The sequence below is a fragment of the Maribacter orientalis genome (genome assembly GCF_900109345.1).
GTDB lineage: Bacteria > Bacteroidota > Bacteroidia > Flavobacteriales > Flavobacteriaceae > Maribacter > Maribacter orientalis.
In genome coordinates this window covers 591,738-614,435 of record NZ_FNZN01000002.1, presented here as the reverse complement: position 1 = coordinate 614,435, position 22,698 = coordinate 591,738, and the positions used below count along the sequence as shown (strand labels likewise).

Annotated in this window: 22 protein-coding genes; 14 read left to right on the top strand and 8 right to left on the bottom strand. The window is 39.2% G+C overall.

All coding sequences use genetic code 11. The features are described from left to right. Positions 1–1,017 precede the first annotated feature (1,017 nt). The 6 genes from rhuM to BMY56_RS06325 form a co-directional block, all read right to left on the bottom strand. On the bottom strand, positions 1,018–1,791 hold the full coding sequence (gene rhuM / locus BMY56_RS06345) for a type II toxin-antitoxin system death-on-curing family toxin (protein ID WP_245737155.1): 774 nt from the start codon (positions 1,789–1,791) through the stop codon (positions 1,018–1,020). 23 nt (positions 1,792–1,814) lie between these two features. Then, the gene (locus BMY56_RS18815) at positions 1,815–1,952 is read right to left on the bottom strand and encodes a virulence RhuM family protein (RefSeq protein ID WP_245737154.1); all 138 of its coding nucleotides are present in this window, start codon (positions 1,950–1,952) and stop codon (positions 1,815–1,817) included. Between the two features lie 74 nt (positions 1,953–2,026). Further along, positions 2,027–2,230, bottom strand: coding sequence for an MbcA/ParS/Xre antitoxin family protein (locus tag BMY56_RS06340; protein WP_091621473.1), 204 nt, complete (start codon positions 2,228–2,230; stop codon positions 2,027–2,029). Positions 2,231–2,291: 61 nt separating this feature from the next. Further along, positions 2,292–2,594: a type II toxin-antitoxin system RelE/ParE family toxin gene (locus tag BMY56_RS06335; RefSeq protein ID WP_177170925.1), complete on the bottom strand. Its 303-nt coding sequence runs from the start codon at positions 2,592–2,594 to the stop codon at positions 2,292–2,294. Continuing rightward, on the bottom strand, positions 2,581–2,832 hold the full coding sequence (locus BMY56_RS06330; RefSeq protein ID WP_091621467.1) for a type II toxin-antitoxin system ParD family antitoxin: 252 nt from the start codon (positions 2,830–2,832) through the stop codon (positions 2,581–2,583). Before BMY56_RS06330 ends, BMY56_RS06335 begins: the two co-directional genes overlap by 14 nt. Positions 2,833–2,881: 49 nt before the next feature. Then, positions 2,882–3,247 carry a hypothetical protein gene (locus BMY56_RS06325; protein WP_091621465.1) on the bottom strand — a complete coding sequence of 122 codons (366 nt, stop codon included), beginning with the start codon at positions 3,245–3,247 and terminating at the stop codon, positions 2,882–2,884. Between the two features lie 59 nt (positions 3,248–3,306). Between BMY56_RS06325 and BMY56_RS06320 the strand changes: the two genes are divergently transcribed. Further along, positions 3,307–3,612 carry an aldo/keto reductase gene (locus BMY56_RS06320; protein WP_091621463.1) on the top strand — a complete coding sequence of 102 codons (306 nt, stop codon included), beginning with the start codon at positions 3,307–3,309 and terminating at the stop codon, positions 3,610–3,612. A 6-nt stretch (positions 3,613–3,618) separates the two neighbouring features. Here BMY56_RS06320 and BMY56_RS06315 read toward each other — a convergent pair whose 3' ends face one another. Continuing rightward, positions 3,619–4,524, bottom strand: a complete 906-nt coding sequence (locus BMY56_RS06315) for a helix-turn-helix domain-containing protein (protein WP_091621460.1) — start codon at positions 4,522–4,524, stop codon at positions 3,619–3,621. Between the two features lie 211 nt (positions 4,525–4,735). Between BMY56_RS06315 and BMY56_RS06310 the strand changes: the two genes are divergently transcribed. The 12 genes from BMY56_RS06310 to BMY56_RS06255 all read left to right on the top strand — a co-directional run bounded on the left by BMY56_RS06310 (position 4,736) and on the right by BMY56_RS06255 (position 20,420). Further along, positions 4,736–5,188, top strand: coding sequence for a nuclear transport factor 2 family protein (locus BMY56_RS06310; protein ID WP_091621457.1), 453 nt, complete (start codon positions 4,736–4,738; stop codon positions 5,186–5,188). 19 nt (positions 5,189–5,207) lie between these two features. Next, positions 5,208–5,651: a nuclear transport factor 2 family protein gene (locus tag BMY56_RS06305; RefSeq protein WP_091621454.1), complete on the top strand. Its 444-nt coding sequence runs from the start codon at positions 5,208–5,210 to the stop codon at positions 5,649–5,651. 39 nt (positions 5,652–5,690) lie between these two features. After that, complete coding sequence (locus BMY56_RS06300) at positions 5,691–7,313, top strand: carboxylesterase/lipase family protein (RefSeq protein ID WP_091621450.1); 1,623 nt, start codon at positions 5,691–5,693, stop codon at positions 7,311–7,313. Positions 7,314–7,363: 50 nt separating this feature from the next. Next, positions 7,364–8,266, top strand: coding sequence for an alpha/beta hydrolase (locus BMY56_RS06295; RefSeq protein WP_245737153.1), 903 nt, complete (start codon positions 7,364–7,366; stop codon positions 8,264–8,266). A 37-nt stretch (positions 8,267–8,303) separates the two neighbouring features. Further along, positions 8,304–9,440, top strand: coding sequence for an aldo/keto reductase (locus BMY56_RS06290; protein WP_218144552.1), 1,137 nt, complete (start codon positions 8,304–8,306; stop codon positions 9,438–9,440). 16 nt (positions 9,441–9,456) lie between these two features. Beyond that, the gene (locus BMY56_RS06285) at positions 9,457–10,062 is read left to right on the top strand and encodes a flavodoxin family protein (protein ID WP_091621447.1); all 606 of its coding nucleotides are present in this window, start codon (positions 9,457–9,459) and stop codon (positions 10,060–10,062) included. 109 nt (positions 10,063–10,171) lie between these two features. Further along, positions 10,172–10,636, top strand: a complete 465-nt coding sequence (locus tag BMY56_RS06280) for a (2Fe-2S)-binding protein (RefSeq protein ID WP_091621444.1) — start codon at positions 10,172–10,174, stop codon at positions 10,634–10,636. A 12-nt stretch (positions 10,637–10,648) separates the two neighbouring features. Then, a complete protein-coding gene (locus BMY56_RS06275; protein ID WP_091621441.1) occupies positions 10,649–12,925 on the top strand; it encodes a xanthine dehydrogenase family protein molybdopterin-binding subunit in 2,277 nt (758 codons plus the stop codon). 267 nt (positions 12,926–13,192) lie between these two features. After that, positions 13,193–13,660 carry a (2Fe-2S)-binding protein gene (locus tag BMY56_RS06270; RefSeq protein ID WP_091621438.1) on the top strand — a complete coding sequence of 156 codons (468 nt, stop codon included), beginning with the start codon at positions 13,193–13,195 and terminating at the stop codon, positions 13,658–13,660. 5 nt (positions 13,661–13,665) lie between these two features. Beyond that, on the top strand, positions 13,666–15,936 hold the full coding sequence (locus BMY56_RS06265) for a xanthine dehydrogenase family protein molybdopterin-binding subunit (RefSeq protein WP_091621436.1): 2,271 nt from the start codon (positions 13,666–13,668) through the stop codon (positions 15,934–15,936). A 16-nt stretch (positions 15,937–15,952) separates the two neighbouring features. After that, positions 15,953–18,214, top strand: coding sequence for a xanthine dehydrogenase family protein molybdopterin-binding subunit (locus tag BMY56_RS06260; RefSeq protein ID WP_091621434.1), 2,262 nt, complete (start codon positions 15,953–15,955; stop codon positions 18,212–18,214). Positions 18,215–18,263: 49 nt separating this feature from the next. Continuing rightward, positions 18,264–20,420, top strand: coding sequence for an outer membrane protein assembly factor BamB family protein (locus BMY56_RS06255; protein ID WP_091621432.1), 2,157 nt, complete (start codon positions 18,264–18,266; stop codon positions 20,418–20,420). Between the two features lie 131 nt (positions 20,421–20,551). Here BMY56_RS06255 and BMY56_RS06250 read toward each other — a convergent pair whose 3' ends face one another. Continuing rightward, complete coding sequence (locus BMY56_RS06250) at positions 20,552–21,865, bottom strand: sugar porter family MFS transporter (protein ID WP_091621429.1); 1,314 nt, start codon at positions 21,863–21,865, stop codon at positions 20,552–20,554. 121 nt (positions 21,866–21,986) lie between these two features. On the opposite strand from BMY56_RS06250, the gene BMY56_RS06245 reads away from it, so the two are divergent. Continuing rightward, positions 21,987–22,697 carry an SDR family oxidoreductase gene (locus BMY56_RS06245; protein WP_091621426.1) on the top strand — a complete coding sequence of 237 codons (711 nt, stop codon included), beginning with the start codon at positions 21,987–21,989 and terminating at the stop codon, positions 22,695–22,697. The last annotated feature ends 1 nt before the right edge of the window (position 22,698 follow it).

The window sequence follows — 22,698 nt, the reverse complement described above, 5'->3', positions numbered from 1 at the left end:
CTGCCTTTGTTTTTCATTAATATCCTTTTTTTGTATTCTTTCCAAAAAATCAAAACGCCACTATAAAAGGAAAATACAAGGTATTTTTACTATTCTCTAAAGGAAAATTATATCTTGAAAATATTCATCGTGGGATAGCTATAATTGGTGCGGCAGGGAGGGGTAAAACAGAAAGTGTGGTCTATCCTTTATTGAAGCATTTTAGGGAATGGAGCTTTAGTGGAATCATTTATGACTTCAAAGATTTTGAGATTACAGAACTGGCCTATCCGCACTTTAGCAAAGGGGATATCCCTTTTCATATCATTTCGTTCGATAGGTTACGATATTATGACATTTAAATTGTATTTTTTTTGTTTTATATCTTTTACCATCAGAAGCAGTTGTTAAGGATTCCTTGACAACTGAAGCTTTATCTAATTCTCCTTCTTTAAAACAGTTGTTAATGTGCAAGCTAATGTTTTGCTTTGTTTGAAATCAAACGAAATCAAATGATTTTAAATAAAATTATAAATAATTGAATATCAATAATATACGAGTATTTTTTTTCAAAAATTATAATTTCAAGACTGGCAGGCAAGAGGTCACCGGTTCGAATCCGGTATTCTCCACCAGTAAATATAAGGCTTCAAGAGTTTTGACTTTTGAAGCTTTTTTCATTTGCACGCAAAACTAGTTTTTAATTAAGATGGGTATTATTTGATACAAATTGGTCCATTTTAAAACTTCTTCACCGTTTACAGAATATTTTTTGAAAAAGAATCTACATTCATGGGGTGCTTTAACTTCAATATTAGATTAAGGAATCTAAGTTCCACAAAAGGTTAATTAACGAAACTACTAAAAGAGGCCAAGAACGGGGGTTTTAAAGAAATAGCTTTTCTCGATTAAAAATTCATTACTCATTGACTCAATGCTAATTATCCTTTATTTGAACTTTGTGAATTACGATATCGAGTACTAACTTATTTTTATTTTGAAGATATAATCATCTGTTCCTGTTTAGAACACTAATCACTAATCTTTTACCGTTTGCATTTCTTCTGTCTTACTCGAAGCAATGAATAGCGTTAAACTTGCCAAGGTATCATTACTGATTATTGGTTTACCATTTTTGGAATCAAGCATGTTGTTTTCATTTAGAAATTTAAGAAAACAAGCTGTAGCTATTCGATTATTACCATCGACAAAAGAATGATTTTTAGTGATCAGATATAATAATGTAGCAGCTTTTTCTTCTATGGTAGGGTAAAAATCCTCTGTTCCGAAACCTTTGGTAATTTGAGCTAGGGAGCGTTGAAAATTTTTATCCTTTTCCCTTCCAAAAATATCAGAATCAAATTCAGCTGACATCTGTCGGACGAGCACTTGATAATCCTGCAGACTAGGGAAAATGGACTCTTTTTTTGTTAGTCCTTTCGTGTCAAGGCTTTCGTGGTCGTAGTCATCAAGTAATTTCAATCCTTGGGAAAACTGTCTTAACCATTCATTGTTTTCATTGCTTGACCTATCTTCTATCGCCCTTCCCAATATCGAAATACCATTTATAAGTATTTCGATTTCCTCTTCTTTTTGGGCCAATCTTTTCTCATTGACGGCATAACCTTTGACCAAGTATTCTCTTAAAATACTGTTGGCCCAAATTCTAAATTGGGTTCCCTGTTTTGAATTTACTCGATAACCAACCGAAATTATAGCATCTAAACTGTAAAATAAAACAGTACGTCTAACATTCCTATTTCCTTCTTTTTGAACTACCGAGTATTTCTCGATAGTTACTTTTTTATCCAATTCCTTGGTTTTGAAAATATTTTTTAAATGAGACCTATTGTATCACTATCCTTATCGAACAATTCTGCCATTTGTCTTTGATTCAACCAAATAGTGTCATTGTCCAAGCGTATTTCTATACTGGGCTTATCGTCGTACAATATAATAGTTCCCCTATTCATCCTATTTTAGCCTAAAGGTAAGGAATCAAAAAAATAACAAAATTGTCATGTCCTTTATATCCTTTTATTGAACTTTAAGCCAAGATACCGTGTTCAATTCTTCCCAATGCATCCATAACCTTCTGTATGCCTCTTGCACTGTTTAAAAGTGATTCAGGGGTTATCCCACCTAAAGCTTTTGACTTTGTCTTTAACCACTTTTCAAAGTTGGTTTTATCCTCAAAAACTGACTCGCCATATTTTTTTAAGTCAATTAGTTCTTTTTTTAAGTCTTGCATTCTTTAAATTGACATTACCGAATTACGACATAGTGTCCTAACTCATCCTTTTACTTAAAATTCACTTCAGGTGCATCTGGAAGTCCATCTTACCTCCAAGTATTCTAACTATAAAAATTTCATTGCTTTCGGTATAATAGAACACTACATGCGACTTGTATCTATAACGTAGTAGCATCTTGTTTTTAACGGCAACATAACGCTTACCTAATTCAGGGTTATTTGCTAATTCCTGTAAAATACTTTTGAGACCATATGCATATTTAAAAGATTGATTCACTCCGAATTCTTTTATCGTGTATTTGGCAATGGACTTTATATCGCTTTTTGCCTTAACACTAATAATATAATTATTCTCCGGCATTATGCTCATTTATGGCTTCTTCCCAAATACTATCTATATTGGCATCAGATGGTCCGCTTTCCATTCCCTCGATGAGAGCCTCGTTCAAATCTACAATACGTTTTCTTCTTTCCTGATCCTTCCGTATAATATCTCTGACATATTCACTATCGTTTGTGTAAAAACCTTGCTCGATTAAGCTCTTTACGTAAGCCTCTTGTTGTTCTGTAAATGTAATTGATTTTCTAATTACCGCCATAATGAACCATTATTAATATTATTGATGCAAAATAACGATAATTTGAAAATTATGCAAATAGTAAAATATCCTTTATTTGAACTTTAAAAAAGCTTAGTGTTTTGGTATGTTTATTTTTTATTTTCATGCCAAGCGTATTTTTCCCGACTATATATTCATAAGCCGATGAAGGTAAAAATTGAAAGAGAACATCTGCATATTCCACTTCCCTTTCTTTACTTATAGACGTAACAATTGGTGTTTTAATACTATTTTCCTGGCAAAATTTGATTAAACTTTTTAATTCTTTGGGTTTTTCAAAATATCGATCAGACCATTTAATTTCGAGGGCCCAAATAGGTTTCAAAGTAGTATCACTCAATCCAACCATATCCACTTCGCCATTGCTCCATCTAGCGTAATAAGGCGTAAACAAATCCCTACTCAGGTAAAATAGATACGAAAACCACTTTTGCCGAAGGGGACATCAGAAATATGCTTCCCAGATATACAGAAGAAGCACGTAAGGCCAACCAAAGTTTATTAGAACTGTTGTATAATTTTGCCGAACGTAAAAATGCCACTCCTGCACAAATTGCATTGGCTTGGGTCTTGGCGCAAAAGCCTTGGATCGTACCCATCCCTGGAACCACGAAAACACATAGATTAGAAGAAAACCTTGACGCTATCTCAGTTGAACTCTCCGCACAGGAACTACAGGAAATTAAGTCCGCCTCAAAGCAGATACAAATAATGGGTGAACGTTATACCGAACAAATGGAAAAGTCCACGGGGCTTTAAGTAGATTTAATTCAGTAAGCGAAACTCATTTGGAGTTTTCCCAACTTTTTTCTTAAAGAGCCGCGTAAAATGCTGTGGGTACTTAAAACCTAGTTCATAGGCAATTTCACTCAAAGAGTTATCGGGATCAAAGATTTTTTGTTTGGCTATTTCAATCAACTTGTCCTGAATATGTTCATTGGCACTTTTTCCGGTTTCCTTTTTGACCAGATCACCGAAATAATTGGAAGACAAATTTTGTTCCTCCGCAAAATAGCTTACTGAAGGGGTTCCTAACACCCTAGCTTTTCCTTTTTGTATATAGGAATTCAAAGAAATTTCGAACCGTTGAATAACGCCTAGATTTTCCTTTTCCCTAGTTATGAACTGCCGATCGTAGAATCGCATACAGTATTTTAAAAATAGTTCGATATTGGCAACAACCAGTTCTTTACTATGCTTATCAATTCCTTGAGATAGTTCTGTTCGTATTTTATCAAATAAATCTAACACCAATTGTCGCTCTTTTTTTGAGACATGAAGTGCTTCATGGAATAGATAAGAAAAAAAGGTATAATTGGTCATTGTTTTTGCCAAGTGGGTACCCCAAAGCAAATCGGGATGAAACAAAAGCGCATGGCCAGATGGTTTAAAATTCTTGTCGATGTGTCCTACATTCACCAATTGCCCTGGTCCTAGAAATACCAAAGTCCCATCTTGGTAATCATAGTTCTGACGACCATATTTTAAAATACAGCCTTCCCCTTGTTTTAAAAAAATACCGTAAAAATGATACCGTACGGCTTCGGCATGTTCACTTCCCCCCCAAGTTCCTTCTGAGAGATCATGTACGCTGACCAATGGGTGCAACGTTGACAGATTAAACTTGGAACAATAATCATCTACCTTAACCAAATCTTTTATCGTAGACATAACCCTTCACATTTTTTCCAATTTAGTTAAAGTTTTGTGAACAAACCATATAGCATTTAAAAATCAGTAAAAGTGGTAGGTTATTCAGTGATAAGGGTAGCTCAACTATCTTAAATATTTAATAGGTTTGAGCAGCTTGTCTATGATGAGTTAAAAAGTAAACATTATTATAAATAAAGTTATTCAGTAGTAACATTTAAACACTTTAAAAATGAAAAATCTAGTATTTGGTATTCTATTAACAGTAATTAGCACTTCATCTTTCGCGCAAAGTACCAGCATTGAAGAAGAAATCAAGGAACTTTCCAAGCAAAAATGGCAATGGATGGCCGATAAAAATGTAGATGAATTGGCAACCCTTTTCCATGACAAATCAAAATTTGTGCACATGAGCGGTTCATGGAAAAAAGACAGGGAATTGGAAATTATAAAAACGGGAAGTATTTGGTACAAAAATGCCGATGTACATGATGTAGCAGTGGAGACATTTGGAGACGATACTGCCATACTCTGGAACCGGATAACCTTAACTGCCCATGTAAGAGGCAACGATGTATCTAACGAATTTACCGTTACCGAATTTTATAAGAAGGAAGGTGGTGATTGGAAGTTATTAGACTTGACTTTTAGCAGTGTTCGCGACACCCATGAAATAGAACATTAAAAATTAGAACATAAAAAATATGAAAAGTAAAATATTTGGTTTGTTAATCTGTCTTATGGGCACACATTTGGGAATTGCGCAATCTACTGATATTGAGCAGGAAATAAAGGACCTTTCTACCCAAAAATGGCAATGGATGGCCGATAAAAATGCCGATAGCCTTGAAGTGCTTTTTCATAATAAAGCCAAGTTTGTCCATATGGGCGGTACTTGGGGCAAAGACCGAGAAGTGGATATTATTAGGGGTGGATTTATACACTACAAAAAGGCAGATGTTCATGAGGTAATGGTAGAAGTTTTGAATGAGAACACTGTAATCCTTTGGAATCAAATAACATTATTGGCGGTCGTTGGTGAGAATGAAGTTAGTAACCCTTTTATGGTCACAGAAGTCTATGTAAAAGAAAACGACAACTGGAAATTGGCCGACTTGACTTTTAGCAAACTTATGATACGAGAATAAAACGAAATCAATTATAGGTAAATAAAATAAAACAGCTACATGAAGAAATTTCTATTTGGCTTAACTCTTTTGTTGGGCTTTAGCATTACGGCACAACAAAATAATTTTCATAAAGTTAAAACAGAATCAGGGATTCTTGTTGGCGTCAATGAAGGCTTGGTAACTAGTTTTAAAGGAATTCCTTTTGCGGCTCCTCCCGTTGGCGATTATCGTTGGCGCGCGCCGCAACCAGTTATACCATGGAAAGGAGAACGTGATGCAAGCAATTATGGACCAAATTGTGCACAGTCTGGTTGGGGAGGTTCGCCGGGCACAATAGTCGATGGTTCATCTGAAGATTGTCTTTACCTAAACATATGGAAACCGTCTAACATCTCTAAGCAATCAAAATTACCTGTGATGGTTTGGATACATGGGGGAGGATTTGTAGGTGGTAGTGGTTCTGGCCCCGGTATTGCAGGAAATGAGTTTGCCAAAAAAGACGTGATTTTAATTACAATTAATTATCGTTTGGGTCGTTTGGGCCATTTTGCATTTCCTGCTTTAAGTGCGGAGCATCCAGAAGAACATAAAGGAAGTTATGCTTATATGGACCAGATTGCGGCGCTTAAGTGGGTACAGAAAAATGTGGAAGCTTTTGGTGGTGACTCAAATAATGTAACCATTTTTGGTTTTTCTGCCGGTGGTGTATCTGTACATTCATTGATGACTATACCAGATGCGAAAGGTCTTTTTCACAAGGGAATTAGTCAATCGGGAGGTGGCCGGGACGGTGTTCTTACCGGAAGGCCCATTCGTGAAGAAAATGCCGACAGTTTCTATACGGTTTCAGCAGAAACCATAGGCATCAACTTTGCTAAAAAACATGGAATTGAAGGAACAGATGCAGCTGCGCTGGCCAAACTACGTGCGCTGAGTGTTGAGGAGATCGTGGACGGAGGACAGGAAACAAATGGTGTAGGTGGCCCTCGCATTTATTCTGGACCCATTCTAGATGGAACATTGGTCGTGGAAACTGCAGAGAGCGCCTATAACGCTGGCCGACAAGCAAAAATACCCCTGATCATTGGGTCTAATAGTGCAGAGATTGGCGGTCCTTTTGTAAGCACAAGTAAAACCAAAGAAGAACTATTTTCGCTTTTTGGTGATTTTATTGAGGAAGTGAAAACGGCCTATGATCCTGACGGTACTAACGAATTTACCGAGGTAATTACAAAGTTTAATTCAGATTGGGTATGGGGTGAGCCTGGGCGTTTTACCGCCAGGGCATTTACTAATGAGAATCAAGCTACATATGTGTACCATTTTGGTTTTGTACCTGACCCTTTAAAAGAGCGTATGCCATTTGGTGCAGGACACGGTTCAGAAGTCGGTTATGTATTTAACAATCTCAATGCCCGATGGGGCAACCCAGAAACGACACCAGAAGACAAAAAGGTTGCTGAAATGATGAATGCCTATTGGGTGAATTTCGCAAAGACCGGTAACCCTAATGGCGAAGATTTACCTGAATGGCCGGTTTTCATTGCCGAAGAAAATGAGATTCTTGATATAGAAAGGGACGGTTCTACAATTGGGAAACCCGATCCAAGGAAAGCAAGATTGGATGTGATTGAAAAATCCCTAAATTCAAGACACAAAATACAGGCAAGGGGCATTTAATCCGTATCAAGAAGAAATTTGGAAATCTAAAATCACACAAAGACAAGGGTATGAGAGCACAAAACAAGAGATTATCATTTTTAATGGTCCTTTTTTTGGCCCTTTTTCAGGGATATTCACAAACGAACCGGGTATTGGATATTTTTCCAGAGGGAACGGAACTTCATGGTAATATCAACTACAATAACGATACCCTTCAAAAACACCTGCTCGATATTTACTTACCTTCAAAAGTAACAGGCAAAATACCTTTGGTCATCTTTGTTCATGGTGGCGGATGGCTGGTAAATGACAAGTATTCCGATATAGGCTACATGAAAAAAACAGTGGCGGAAATTTTGGACAAAGGATACGCTTTAGCATCCATAGATTATCGCTTTGCTACTCAAGCTATTTTTCCTGCACAAATACAAGATTGCAATCGTGCCGTTTCCTTTTTGGTGGATAATGCGGATACTTATGGTTTTGATACAGACCGAATGGCCGTCATGGGATTTTCTGCAGGAGGGCATTTAGCCTCCATGATGGGATTGTCAAAGAATGATACTATCCCTGACTTTTTTATGACAGATACCAATACCTCTTTTCAGTTTCAGGCGGTAGTCGATTTTTACGGTCCGGCAGAACTCTTATTATTTCCGGGGGCCAATGACCCAAAATCACCTGAAGGACTGTTGATCGGGTCAGCTCCCCTTGATCGTCCTGATTTGGCCAAGGCCGCCAGTCCCGCTAGCTACGTTGATGGGAACGACCCGCCTTTTTTGATTATTCATGGTGAAAAAGATGAGTTAGTTTCCCCAAGACAGTCCCAACTCTTAAGTGCGTGGTTGACGATAAAGGGCGTAGAAAACGAATTGATCATGGTGAAGGATGCTCCTCATTTTGGGGAAATGTTTGATGTGGATGAGATACGCACCAAGGTTATTGCTTTTTTACAAAAGCACTTAGAATAAAAATTAAAAAGAAAGTAAAACGAAAAAGTAGCATACCATGTCAGAGCAACCTAAAGAAACGAGCAAACAAATCAACAGAAGGGGATTCATATCAAAATCAGCACTTTTAGGAGCAGGTATGGCAGCGACTCCATTCGCTTTTGGCAGTGAAATAAATGATTCAACCAAAAAACTTATTAATAACCCAGCTGTAATTGGCGGTAAACGCATGTTGGGTAGCCTTGAAGTTTCCCCTATAGGTTTAGGATGCATGGGTATGAAGAGTGGTAGTTACAATCCTCCTCGCGATAAAAAAGACATGATTCCGGTAATACGCGGTGCTGTAGATTTAGGCGTAACTTTTTTTGATACGGCAGAAGTTTATGGCCCATTTACCGACGAGGAATTGGTAGGTGAGGCTCTCCAACCCATCAGGGACAAAGTGGTCATTGCCAGCAAATTTGGGTTCGAGTTATCGACTGGAAGTCGTGGAGGAAGAAATAGTAGACCTGAAAATATAAGAAACGCTGTTGAAGGCATGCTAAAAAGACTACGCACGGATCGCATCGATTTGTTGTATCTACATCGTCTAGATCCAAATGTTCCCATTGAGGATGTAGCAGGTACGGTAAAGGATTTGATCAAAGAAGGTAAAGCACTTCATTTTGGGTTGTCGGAAGTATCACCTTCAACTATCAGAAAGGCCCATGCGGTACAAAAAGTTTCGGCCTTGCAAAGTGAATATTCAATAATACAACGTGCCTTAGAAAACGAGGTAATCGATACTTGCGAGGAACTTGGTATAGGTTTTGTGCCATGGGGGCCTGTGTGCAGAGGTTTTTTAGGTGATAAATTCAATGAATACAGTCGTTTTTCCGAAGACTCCCGTTTTGCAGCGGTTCCTTATTTTACCTCAGAGGCTATTAAGGCACATATGGAAGTTTTGAATCTCGTTCGTGAATGGGGTAGAAGAAAAGATGCCACCCCTGCACAAATTTCTTTAGCGTGGTTATTGAGTCAAAAACCATTTATAGTTCCAATACCCGGAACAACAAAATTACATCACGTAAAACAAAACCAAGGAGCGCTTAATATTTCATTTACAGATGCCGAGAAAATTGAGTTTAGAACTGCCTTAGAAAAAATTCCTTTGGTGGGTGTAAGAGCGCCAGAGACTGCATTGGTAGACCAATAAAATAGGAGAGAAATTTATGACCAAGCTTTTAATTTTATTAACATTCTTTAGTTCTTGTTTCTCATCTGAAACAAAGAAGGAGATGCGATTACAGGAATCGGATAAAGTTCTTGTGGTTTATTTATCCCGAACTAACAATACCAAAGCTTTGGCAGAGATTATTCACCAAGAAGTAGGTGGCGATTTAGTTCCCTTAGAGCTTGAAAATCCATATCCTGAAAATTATCGGGCTATTGTAAAACAGGTGGCCGAAGAAAATGAAACCGGGTTTTTACCACCGTTAAAGACTAAGGTCGATATGAAAAAGTACGAAACCATATTTATTGGTTTTCCTACTTGGGGTATGCAGCTTCCCCCTCCTTTAAAGAGTTTTTTAACTGAAAATAATCTCGAGGGGAAAACGGTGATTCCGTTCAATACCAATGCAGGTTATGGTGTTGGCAGTAGTTTCGACACCATTGAAATATTATGCCCGAAGAGTAAAATTTTAGAAGGCTTTTCAATAAAAGGAGGAAAAGAAAGGGACGGTATTTTTTTGGCGATTAAGGGAGAAAATGAAAAAGAGGCCAAGGTTGCTATCAAATCTTGGCTATCTAAAATTAAGTTAGGGGTGGTTGATTAGCTGATAATAAGAGATTTAACATTGTTTTTTTTCTCAAATAGACCAGTTTTATAATCGACCCAACTAAATAAATTATTAACTTGATACAAACCTTGAATATTATATGATCATGGAAACATTTACTTTAAAAATTAACGGAACTACTAAAAGCATAGAGGTCGACCCAACTACTCCGATGCTATGGGTCTTACGAGATCATTTTAACATGGTAGGCACTAAATTCGGCTGCGGTATTGCACAATGTGGTGCATGTACCGTACACTTGGGCGACAATGCGGTACGTTCATGTCAATTACCTATTTCTGCTGTGGGTGATCAAGATATAACCACTATTGAAGGGCTTTCAGAAAATGGGGATCATCCTGTGCAAAAAGCATGGTTAGAGATAGATGTGCCTCAATGTGGTTATTGCCAAGCTGGACAGATAATGACTGCTTCGGCATTATTAAAGAAAAATCCGAATCCTTCCGATGAAGAGATTGAAGGAGCCATGAACGGAAATATTTGTCGTTGTGGTACCTATACAAGAATTAAGAAAGCCGTGAAAATGGCCGCAAATAGTGAATTATCCTAAAAAACTGAATCCATGACACACGTAAAAACACAGATAGGAAGAAGAGCATTTCTTAAGAATACAGGCCTGGCCAGTGGAGGTTTGATCATTGGTTTCAGTTGGTTGAATTCTTGCAAGCCCAAGGCAGTACCTGAAAAGGAAATGGAGTTGGCTCTGAAAATGCCCAAGGAATGGTCAGAATTCAACAGCTATATTAAAATTGGAGAAAATGGTGTGGTGACTTTGATGGCACCTAATCCGGAATTCGGTTCCAATGTAAAAACTTCCCTACCCATGATATTGGCCGAGGAATTGGATGTAGATTGGAAAATGGTCTTGATAGAGCAGGCTAATTTCCATCCTGAAAAATTTGATAGGCAATTTACCGGAGGTAGTCAAGGGATTCGCACGGGATGGCCTGGACTTCGGGTAGCTGGCGCCACGGCCCGTCAAATGTTATTAATGGCCGCTGCACAGCAATGGAATGTTCCTGTGAATGAATTAACCACAAATAACGGAACTGTTTATCATAAAACCACTGGGCAGGAAATAGGTTACGGTGAATTGGCATCCTTAGCCAAGGACATTACCATACCCGAGGAGCAAGAAGTACCTTTAAAAGCGGTGAGTGACTTTAAAATAGTCGGTGTTTCAAAAAAAAATGTAGACACCAAAAATATTGTCACTGGAAAACCACTCTTTACCATGGACTTGCAAGAGGAAGGGATGTTGGTCGCAATGATAGCACTTCCACCTTTTGGTATGAAGATTAAATCTGTAGATGACTCGGTTGCTAAATCTATGCCAGGAATAAAGGATGTATTTACCATACAAACCTTACAGGATGATTATGAGCGTAACTTTTTTGACACCACTACCCATACCAAAATAGCGGTAGTAGTAGGAAACAGTACATGGGAAGTAATGCAGGCAAAAAAAGCGCTACGAATGGAATGGGAAGAAATTTCGGATTCCGAATTTGTGATGGCCGGTTTTCGAGGTAAAACCACGATTAAAGTACCAGCCGGACTTGAAAGTACCGAGGAACATAATGAAAAAATGAAGGAAATGTCCTTGAAAAAAGGGAATGTTCTAAGAAGGGACGGTAATCCGGAAGAGGCGTTCCTAAATGCTGACAAGGTTCTAGAGCGAACCTATACAGCTCCCTATTTGGCCCATAACTGTATGGAACCCGTCAATTGCTTTGCACATGTGACCGAGAAAGAAGCAGTGCTCTATGCACCGACTCAGGCTCCTGAGCTTATTTCTGGTACTTTGGCAGCTAGGTTGGGACTTCCGGAAGAAAACATTCATATAAACCTGACCCGAATGGGGGGCGGTTTTGGCCAAAGGGCATACGGTCACCATCTTGTAGAGGCAGCTGTAATCTCTCAAGAAATAAAGGCTCCGGTAAAGTTGGTTTATACTCGTGAAGATGATATGACCTATGGTATTTACAGACCTACCTATACCGCAACCTACCGGGCTGCCTTAGACAAGGACAATAACCTAATCGGTTTTCATGTACGTGGTGGTGGAATACCGGAGCATCCAGTCGCGGCGAACCGTTTTCCTGCTGGGGCAATCGATAATTATTTGGCCGAAGGATGGGCTTTGGAATCTAATATTACCATTGGTGCCTTTAGGGCACCCCGTTCCAACTTTATTGCCGGTGCAGAACAATCCTTTTTAGATGAGCTAGCAGAGACCATGGGAAAAGACCCTATTGATTTTAGGTTAGAGTTGCTCGATAGGGCCGCGAAAAACCCCGTAGGCGAAAACAATGACTATGAAGCGGAACGTTATGCCGGTGTACTTGAGTTGGTAAAGGAAAAATCAGGTTGGAAGCAAAGTGAAAAGCCAGGAATCCATAGAGGGGTTTCCGCCTATTTTTGCCATAACAGTTATGTAGCACAAGTCTTGGAATTGTCTATGGACAGTGAAATGCCAAAAATGGAAAAAGTAACGGCTGCAATCGACTGTGGTATTGTCATAAATCCCGATTTCGCAACCAATATGGCCGAAGGTGGCATTGTAGATGGCATAGGTAACGCCATGTTCGGGGAAATGTCCTTTACAAATGGTGTTCCAGACCATAAAAACTTTGACACTTACCGAATGATCCGATTTAAAGAGGCACCAGAAACCATTGATGTACATTTCGTTGAGAATGATACGGACCCAACTGGATTGGGTGAGCCTCCATTTCCGCCGATATTCGGAGCTTTGGCAAATGCATTGTACAAAGCTACAGGTAGAAGACATTATAGACAACCTTTTATAACGGATAAACCATCGTTGGTAGGGTAATTTGTCTAGTATCAATATTTGGTAAGAAAATAAGTTAATTCCATATATATATATATATATATATATTCTGATTTTGATAGAAAAAGACATTGAAACTGATTTATGGAAGTGATGGGTAAAGAAAAAATGGAAAAAATTTCAGGAGGATATATAGCCGGAATGAAAATTCAAAAACTATATAAAAATTAACAACATACAATGGGTTTTAAAATTATAAACCCTATAAAATTTGTAACTTAAATCAGTCTTTATTTAAACTAAAATATCATGGCAAACTTCAATCTAAAAATTAACGGAAAAACTCACGAAATTGAGGTCGACCCAACTACTCCGATGCTGTGGGTCTTACGCGACCACATTAAATTGGTAGGCACAAAATTCGGCTGCGGTATTGCACAATGCGGTGCATGTACCGTTCACTTGGGTGAGAATGCGGTACGTTCATGTCAATTACCTATTTCTGCTGTGGGTGAGCAAGATATAACGACCATTGAAGGACTTTCAGAAAATGGGGACCATCCTGTGCAAAAAGCATGGTTAGAGATTGATGTGCCTCAATGTGGTTATTGCCAAGCCGGACAGATAATGACCGCTTCGGCATTTTTAAAGAAAAATCCGAATCCTTCCGATGAAGAGATTGAAGGGGCCATGAACGGAAATATTTGTCGTTGTGGTACCTATACTAGAATTAAAAAAGCCGTTAAAATGGCAGCCAATATAAACCAAAATACATAATAGCTATGACTCATATAAAAACAAAATTAGGAAGACGCGCTTTTATAAAGAATAGCAGCCTTGCCGGTGGAGGGCTTGTACTTGGATTCAGTTGGTTAAATTCTTGTAAACCAAAAGTTGCCGAGGCACTGGCAATAGAAATAGAAATGCCGAAAGAGTGGTATGAAATCAATGGATATTTAAAAATAGGCGATAACGGGGTGGTTACGATTATGTCGCCGAATCCTGAAATTGGCCAAAATGTTAAGACATCTATGCCTATGATCGTGGCAGATGAATTGGAGGTTGATTGGAAAAATGTCGTAGTTGAACAAGCTCCTCTTAATACCAGCCTTTATAGTTGGCAGGTTGCAGGTGGTAGTAGGTCAATCAGTAGTTCTTGGGAAAATCTTCGAATGGCAGGCGCTACAGCTCGCCAAATGCTAAAAGAAGCAGCTGCTAAGGCTTGGCAAGTACCGGTTGAAGAAATTACTGCAGTAGCTGGGATTCTTTCACATGAAGCAAGTGGAAATTCTGCTGGCTATGGTGAAATGGCATCGGCAGCTTCTAAAATAGAAGTACCTGAAGAAGTAGAATTGAAGAAAATATCGGATTTCTCCATAATCGGTACATCCCGAAAAAATGTAGATGGTAAAAAGATAGTTACAGGCAAACCTTTATTTGGATTAGATGTTCAGCGAGAGGGCATGTTGATAGCATCGTTGGTACACCCGCCGGCCTTTGGCATGAAGTTGAAGTCATTTGATGCGGAGGCCGCTAAACAAATGCCGGGTATACGTGATGTTTTTTCCATAAAACTATATGATGACGACTACAAAAAAATGGCTTTCCATTTTACGGCTTTTAATGAATTGGTCGTAGTTGTTGGTGACAGTACTTGGCAAGTATTTCAAGCTAAAAAGGCCTTGAAAATAGAGTGGGAAAACAATGCGGATATTACTGATACCATGACCATGTTCGGTAACGACATGAAAGTTACCTTCCCTGCTGGCATGGAAAATTCAGAGAGTCACACTGCTAAATTAAAAGAATTGACAGGTCTCAATGCCAAAGTAGCACGTAAAGATGGTAACCCTGAAGCTGCTTTTAAAAGTGCCGCTAAAATAATTGAGCGTAGCTATAGTTGTCCTTTCTTGGCGCATAATACCATGGAACCCATGAATTTCTTTGCCCATGTTACAGAGGATCATGCAGAGTTACTCGGTCCCACCCAAACTCCGGAATGGATGGAGTCTGCCGTTTCAGAAGTTTTAGGACTTCCATTAGAAAAAATAGATATTCAAATGACACGCCAAGGTGGTGGTTTTGGGCGAAGGTTATATGGTCATTTTATGGTAGAGGTTGCTGCCATTTCTAAACGCATGAGTGCACCGGTAAAATTGGTGTATAGCCGTGAAGATGATATGACCCAAGGTATTTATCGCCCTGCATATTATGCCACGTATAGGGCTGCCTTCGATGCAGATAATAAGTTAACAGCTTTTCATGTAAAAGCAGGGGGCATACCAGAAAGTCCACTTTTTGCAAATCGTTTTCCTGCCGGTGCTATTGATAACTATTTGGCTGAAGATTTTACTGTTGATTCGAATATTACAACTGGGGCATTTCGAGCGCCACGGTCTAATTTCATCGCAGGTGCAGAACAATCCTTTTTAGATGAGGTGGCTGAGGAAATGGGCAAGGATCCAATCGATTTTAGATTAGAGTTATTGAAACGTGCAGAGGAAAATCCTGTGGGAGAAAAAGAATCTAACGACTATGATGCTGCCCGTTACGCCGGGGTTTTAGAATTGGTACGTGAAAAATCGAATTGGAAACAAACCGAATCTGGTGTACATAGAGGTGTTTCTGCCTATTTCTGTCATCAAAGTTATGTGGCCCAGGTATTGGATATAGTTATGGAGAACAATAAGCCAGTCGTTCAAAAGGTTACCGCTGCAATAGATTGTGGTATCGTAGTGAACCCAGATGCTGCCTCCAATTTATCCGAGGGAGGGGTGATTGACGGAATTGGTCATGCCATGTACAGTGGTCTAACTTTTAAAGATGGAATGCCCGAACAAAGCAATTTTGATCGTTATCGATTAATTAGACATAAAGAGGCGCCAAAATCAATAGAGACACATTTCGTTCAAAGCGAAATTGACCCAACAGGAATGGGTGAACCACCTTTTCCACCAATTATGGGGGCCTTGGCAAATGCACTTTATAAAGCTACGGGACAAAGACATTACCATCAACCATTTATTACAGATAAGCCACCATTGATAGGATAAAACAAATACAATTTAGATGTCGGTAGTAAAAACGAAAATAGGGAGAAGGTCGTTTATAAAAAACACTAGTTTGGCAGGAGGAGGTCTTGTGCTGGGATTTAGTTTTTTGAATTCTTGTAAACCTGACCAAGCGTCGAACATGGTTGCCGATGAATTGCCAAAAGAATGGTTTGAGATCAATGCTTATCTGAAAATTGGCGAGAATGGCAAGGTAACCATCATGTCCCCAAATCCGGAAGGTGGCCAAAACGTAAAGACTTCCATGCCCATGATCGTGGCCGATGAATTGGATGTAGATTGGGAACATGTTATTGTTGAACAAGCATCATTAGATACTGACTCCTTTAACTTTCAGTTTTTAGGTGGAAGCCAAGCCATACGTAGAGGTTGGGAAGGCTTAAGAATGGCAGGGGCATCGGCAAGGCATATGCTAATGGCTGCTGCGGCCGAAAAGTGGCAAGTACCGGCATCTGAAATTACTACGGAAACGGGTATTTTAAAACATGGTTCAAGTGACCGATCTATGGGTTATGGTGAAATTGCATCAGCGGCCGCAAAAATTCCCGTTCCAGAAGAAGTAGAACTGAAAGAAATCAATGATTTTAAAATTATTGGTACTTCTAAAAAGAATGTAGACGGCCTTAATATAGTAACAGGCAAACCTCTTTTTAGTATTGATACCTACGAAGAAGGTATGCTAACAGCAATGATTGTTCATCCACCAGCATTTGGTTTAAAATTTAAATCTGTAGATGATGCAGCAATAAAATCGATGCCTGGTATTCGCGATGTTTTTCCGATAAAGGTGCTTGAAGATGATTATGAAAGACAGCATTTTGATACGTGTACTTTTTTAGAAGTTGTTGTCATTGTAGGCGATACAACTTGGCAGATAATGAATGCCAAAAAAGCTATTAAAATTGAGTGGGAACCTTTTGAAACCTATACAGAGGAAAGGCAGCCCTATAGTGGACCTAAACAAATATTGACTATTCCTGCTGGGTTAGAAAACTCAGAAGAACATAAGGCTATGATGGCTGCTATGACATCTAAAAAAGCAAAGGAAGTTCGTAAAGACGGTAATCCGGAAAGGGCTTTTAGAAATGCCACTAAAATTGTTGAACGCATCTACACAGCACCATTTTTGGCTCACAACTGCATGGAGCCTATGAACTTTTTCGCTAATGTTACGGCAGACAAAGCAGAACTTAAAGGACCGTTACAAAAACCAGAACTTACAGAGCACGCCATTTCGGAACGATTGGGTATGCCCATTGAAAACATAGACATTCAAATGACCCGTTTGGGTGGTGGCTATGGACGTAGGTCTTATGCACATTGGTTAATTGAAGCGGCAATAATTTCACAAAAGGTGAAAGCACCCATAAAATTGGTCTATTCACGTGAAGATGACATGACCGGTGGTATTTATCGGGCCGCTTATCAAGTAAAGTATAGGGCTGCGCTCGATGCAGATCATAATATTACCGCGTTTCATGTAAACGCAGGAGGAATACCTGAGAGTCCTTTGTATGCAGATAGATTTCCTGCTGGAGCCGTTGCTAATTATTTGGCAGAAAGCTGGGAAATAAATTCTAACATTACTATAGGTTCTTTTAGAGCACCACGCTCTAATTTTATGGCAAGTGCAGAACAGTCTTTTTTAGATGAAGTGGCAGAAGCCACAGGAAAAGATCCTATCGATTTTAGATTGGAGTTGTTAGAACAAGCAAAAAACAATCCCGTTGGAGAACGAAATGATTATGATGCCGAACGTTATGCAGGAGTTTTAAAATTAGTGAAGGAAAAATCGAATTGGGATGAGAACTTTGAAGGACTATCTAGAGGAGTATCAGCGTATTTCTGTCATAATTCATATGCCGCTCAAGTATTGGATATGAAATGGGAAAATGACAAACCGGTTATTAAAAAAGTTACCTGTGCCATTGATTGTGGGATTGTAATAAATCCTGATGCTGCTATCAATTTGTGTGAAGGAGGCATTGTAGATGGCATTGGAAATGCCTTATATGGTGAACAGACCTTTAAGGAAGGTGTACCCCAAAAAAGTAATTTCGATAGCTATCGAATGATACGTATGACCGAAGCACCAAAGGAGATTGACATTCATTTTGTAAAAAGTGATATAGACCCAACGGGGTTGGGAGAACCTTCTTTTCCACCCACATTTGCCGCGGTCGCCAATGCAATGTATAAAGCAACCGGAGAACGATATTATCACCAACCATTTCTAAACAATCCTTCGAACAATAGCTAGTTTAAATAAAATTAAACGCTATAAACCAACATCTTGATGACCACATTATATGAAACAATGCAATGGTTACATTGGTATACTTTTACTAATAGGATTATTGGGGTCGGTGGGTTGTACCAATTCCAAAGAAAAAATAAAGCAAGGCAGAACTTGGATGACTTACCAAGGCGATGCGGCAAGTTCAAGTTATTCCCCTTTATCGCAAATAAATGCTTCGAATGTAAACCAATTACAAAATGTATGGACATTTCAAACCACTGATTTACCCGATGGTGCTGACCCAGTTACTAGTCAAAGCAACCCGATTATTGTTGATGGAATTCTATACGCCAATTCTGCTAAGCAAACGGTTTATGCCATTAATGCAAAAACAGGTGAAAAGATATGGTCGTTCAATCCTTTGGAAAAAGGAGAACCAAGTGCCACCAGTAGAGGAGTAACCTATTGGGAAAATGGTGATGACAAACGTATTCTATATTCGGCACGTAATTTTTTAATGGCGATCGATGCCACCACAGGAAAATTGATAACTACGTTTGGGGAAAATGGAAAAGTAAATCTTAATGTAGGTGTACGTGATGACCCAAACAAAATCTCCGTGGCACTTACCACACCTGGTAGCATCTATAAGGACCTAATTATCGTTGGTTCAAGATTACCTGATTTTTATGGTTCTCCGCCAGGGGATATTCGCGCTTACAACATAAAAACCGGTGAATTGGCTTGGACATTTCATACCATTCCCCATCCGGGAGAACCAGGATACGAAACATGGCCTCCCGATGCGTATAAATATGCCGGTGGAGCCAATTGCTGGGCAGGTATGAGCATTGATAGCGAACGCGGAATGGTGTTTCTGGCATTAGGCTCGCCAACTTTTGATTTTTATGGTGCCGATAGGGAAGGCGCTAATCTCTATGGTAATAGCGTATTGGCATTAGATGCTGCCACAGGGCAGTATAAATGGCATTTTCAAACGGTGCATCATGATATTTGGGATTATGATCTGCCCTGTCCGCCAAATCTTGTAACGTTAAAGCAAGATGGAAAAGAAATAGATGCCGTGGCCCAAGCGACCAAACACGGATTCATTTTTGTGCTGAACCGTGATACAGGCGAACCTATTTTTCCTGTAGAAGAACGTGAGGTTCCAGAGTCTCACCTTCCGGGAGAAATAGCATACAAAACACAACCATTCCCCACCAAACCTAAGCCTTTTGTAAAGCAGTCCATGACCGAAGAAGACCTCAATTATTTTACAGAACAAGATTACGATTCTATTTTAAAAACATTTAGGTCGGTCAGGTATGAAGGTTTGTTCACTCCGCCAGATTTAAAAGGAACCTTATCGATACCTGCTACGCGCGGAGGAGTCAATTGGGGCGGTGCCGCCTTTGACCCAAATTCATCGTATTTATACATAAGAGGAAATAACCTACCAGAAATACAGACCATTGTAGATGCCAATGCACATTTTGCAGCAGATAATAGTACACGTTATGAGTATGGTCGTGCCGCCTATAAAAAATACTGTGCCACCTGTCACGGAACCGAAATGGAAGGTGTTCCCCCAACTTTTCCTGCACTTTCAGGCTTAAAGGGAAAGGTAGAAGAACATGAAACACTTTTAAAAATTCGCCAAGGTGGCGGACAAATGCCAGGTTTTAAAGGGGTGCTCACCCCACGTGAAGAAAGGGGGGTTATGGCATTTTTGTATGACAAAGAAGAGCCCTTAATAGAAGTGCCACAAGATATAAAAAGTGAAGAAGTACCCGTGCGCTACATGAATAGTACAGCCTATAGAACGTGGAGCGACCCTAGTGGCAACCCTGCCCTAAAAGCCCCATGGAATACCTTAAATGCGCTAAACCTTTCTACAGGTGAATATGAATGGCAAATACCATTGGGCAATGATGAAAAATTACAGGAAAAAGGTGCTCCAGATACTGGATTAATGGCGAGGTCTGGCCCTATGGTAACCGCTGGGGGTTTAGTGTTTATTAGTGGCGCAGCCGATAAAAAATTATGGGCCTTTAACAAGAAAACGGGGAAGTTGGTTTGGGAAACAGAATTGCCTGCCGCAAATAATGCTAATGTGTGTTCATATTCGGTAGATGGTAAACAATACATTGCCCTTTCCGTTGGTGGTACCAATGAGAATCCGTCAGGTTCTGTGATGGCATTTGCTTTACCAGATTTAAAGTAGCTGCATTATTATTTCAATAGAATTTTTTACATTTTCCAGTAATTTGATATTGACAATTAGTTTTATCTTGTTGACTGGTTCTTAAACATACTTCTCCCTAACATTTTAAAGGACTTTAGCTTTTAGTATTACTACTTTATCAATTTTTTACTCAATTCCTCTAACGATACCCCTTTGGTTTCTGGCATTATAAAATGCACCCATAAGAGCTGTAAAACCATCATAACTGCAAAAAACAGGAAAACGGTACCTGCGCCAATAGTGGAGAATAAAAAGGGAACTGCCGCTGGGATAGCTGCCGCCAAGATCCAGTGTACGGAGCAACCAAATGCTTGCCCGCTTCCACGTAAGTGGTTAGGGAATATTTCAGATATAAATACCCAAATAACACTTCCTTGTCCAATAGCATGGGCAGCAATAAATATGAACAAGAAGATAGGCACTGCCATACCTTCCCACTGAAAAAAGAATGCGCATGCTACAAGTGATAACGACACAATATACCCCACGGAGCCAATATACATTAATTGCTTTCGCCCTAATTTGTCGATGAGGTTAATGCCTAACAAAGTAAAAAGCATATTCGTAACGCCAATGCCCACGCTGCTTAATAATGCGGTACTTTCACCCAAGCCCGCTTCTTCAAAAATACGGGGTGCATAATATAAAAATGCGTTAATACCGGAAACCTGATTAAAAAAAGCAATAAGAAAAGCTAGCATAAGCGGAAAGCGATATTTCTTCATAAAAATAGACTCTCCTTTTACGTTGTTTTTATCGTCTTGTTGGATTATATCGACCACAGCATCCACATCTTGATCTGGGTCAATTAATCTCAATACCTTTTTAGCTTCATCAATTCTGCCCTGAGTTATCAACCATCTTGGACTTTTTGGTACGGTAAGTACGAACAAGGTATATATAACGGCAGGTATGCCTTCTACACCAACCATCCACCGCCATGCGTTTTCCCCTAATCCGCTAAGCATATAATTAGATAGGAAGGCGATAAGAATACCGAATACCAAACTGAATTGATAGAAACCGACGAGTTTGCCTCGTTTGTCCGCAGGTGAAATTTCAGAAATATATGCAGGAGCTGCAATAGTAGAAACACCAACGCCAATACCACCAATAAATCTAAAAATAGCAAATGTAATCGGGTCATTGGCAAGCGCTGATCCGATGGCAGATACGCTGAATAAAATACCAATCCATATTAAGGTATTTTTTCGACCGAATTTATTGGTAGGAAAACCGGCAAACAAAGCACCCAAAACGGTACCCCACAAAGCACTTGAAATCACCACCCAACCATGAAATGAATCAGAACTCTGCCACAGGGCCTGCAGTTGTTTATCCGCTCCTGAAATTACAACGGTATCAAATCCAAATAAAAAGCCAGCTAGGGCTACGGTAATAGACCAAATAAGTATTTTGTTCATGTTGTTGAGGTTGATTAAGTAACCGTTAAATATAACAAATTGAAACCGTTAAATCTTAATGTATATAGACAACAATAAAATCAGATTATTGGTAACTTGTGATAATTTTAAAAATTGAACGATGAAAGATTTGAAAAATAAGGTCGCCTACATTACAGGAGGCACTAAGGGTATTGGTTTTGCAGTAGCGCAAACATTGTTAAATCAGGGTATGAGAGTTGCCATTAGTGGCAGATCGCAGAAAAGTGTAGATCAGGCGCTAAAGGATTTTAATAATGATGCTGTTTTAGGAATTGTTTCCGATGTATCTAAGATGACAGATGAAAAGAATGCCGTTTCAAAAATTATCGAAAAATGGGGCCAATTAGATGTTGTTTTGGCAAATGCAGGTGTAGGTAATTTTGCGCCGATTGATAAAATGACAGATGAGGAATGGCACCAAATGATAAATACCAACTTAAACGGTGTTTTTCATACGCTTAAAGCCTCTGTAGAAGCTTTAAAGAAAACTGAGGGGTATTACATTACGTTGGCTAGTTTGGCAGGTACCAATTTCTTTGCGCAAGGGGCGGGTTACAATGCCTCTAAATTTGGGGTTGTGGGCTTTACACAAGCGGCGATGTTAGATTTAAGACAGTATGGAATTAAGGTATCTACCATTATGCCAGGTTCTGTGGCCACGCATTTTAACCACAATGAACCGGATGAAAAAGACGCATGGAAAATTCAACCAGAAGATATTGGTGAATTGGTACTTGACCTATTACAAATGAACGAAAGAACCTTACCAAGTAAGATAGAAGTGAGGCCTTCTCGACCGGATAAAAAATAAC

Coding starts and splice junctions, on each gene's coding strand:
- BMY56_RS06290 (WP_218144552.1), top strand. CDS start 8,304: ATGTCAGAGCAACCTAAAGAAACGAGCAAACAAATCAACAGAAGGGGA.
- BMY56_RS06295 (WP_245737153.1), top strand. CDS start 7,364: ATGAGAGCACAAAACAAGAGATTATCATTTTTAATGGTCCTTTTTTTG.
- BMY56_RS06280 (WP_091621444.1), top strand. CDS start 10,172: ATGGAAACATTTACTTTAAAAATTAACGGAACTACTAAAAGCATAGAG.
- BMY56_RS06335 (WP_177170925.1), bottom strand. CDS start 2,594: ATGCCGGAGAATAATTATATTATTAGTGTTAAGGCAAAAAGCGATATA.
- BMY56_RS06285 (WP_091621447.1), top strand. CDS start 9,457: ATGACCAAGCTTTTAATTTTATTAACATTCTTTAGTTCTTGTTTCTCA.
- BMY56_RS06330 (WP_091621467.1), bottom strand. CDS start 2,832: ATGGCGGTAATTAGAAAATCAATTACATTTACAGAACAACAAGAGGCT.
- BMY56_RS06265 (WP_091621436.1), top strand. CDS start 13,666: ATGACTCATATAAAAACAAAATTAGGAAGACGCGCTTTTATAAAGAAT.
- BMY56_RS06260 (WP_091621434.1), top strand. CDS start 15,953: ATGTCGGTAGTAAAAACGAAAATAGGGAGAAGGTCGTTTATAAAAAAC.
- BMY56_RS06250 (WP_091621429.1), bottom strand. CDS start 21,865: ATGAACAAAATACTTATTTGGTCTATTACCGTAGCCCTAGCTGGCTTT.
- BMY56_RS06270 (WP_091621438.1), top strand. CDS start 13,193: ATGGCAAACTTCAATCTAAAAATTAACGGAAAAACTCACGAAATTGAG.
- BMY56_RS06310 (WP_091621457.1), top strand. CDS start 4,736: ATGAAAAATCTAGTATTTGGTATTCTATTAACAGTAATTAGCACTTCA.
- BMY56_RS06320 (WP_091621463.1), top strand. CDS start 3,307: ATGCTTCCCAGATATACAGAAGAAGCACGTAAGGCCAACCAAAGTTTA.
- BMY56_RS06300 (WP_091621450.1), top strand. CDS start 5,691: ATGAAGAAATTTCTATTTGGCTTAACTCTTTTGTTGGGCTTTAGCATT.
- BMY56_RS06255 (WP_091621432.1), top strand. CDS start 18,264: ATGAAACAATGCAATGGTTACATTGGTATACTTTTACTAATAGGATTA.
- BMY56_RS06245 (WP_091621426.1), top strand. CDS start 21,987: ATGAAAGATTTGAAAAATAAGGTCGCCTACATTACAGGAGGCACTAAG.
- BMY56_RS06315 (WP_091621460.1), bottom strand. CDS start 4,524: ATGTCTACGATAAAAGATTTGGTTAAGGTAGATGATTATTGTTCCAAG.
- BMY56_RS06305 (WP_091621454.1), top strand. CDS start 5,208: ATGAAAAGTAAAATATTTGGTTTGTTAATCTGTCTTATGGGCACACAT.
- BMY56_RS18815 (WP_245737154.1), bottom strand. CDS start 1,952: ATGAATAGGGGAACTATTATATTGTACGACGATAAGCCCAGTATAGAA.
- BMY56_RS06275 (WP_091621441.1), top strand. CDS start 10,649: ATGACACACGTAAAAACACAGATAGGAAGAAGAGCATTTCTTAAGAAT.
- BMY56_RS06340 (WP_091621473.1), bottom strand. CDS start 2,230: ATGCAAGACTTAAAAAAAGAACTAATTGACTTAAAAAAATATGGCGAG.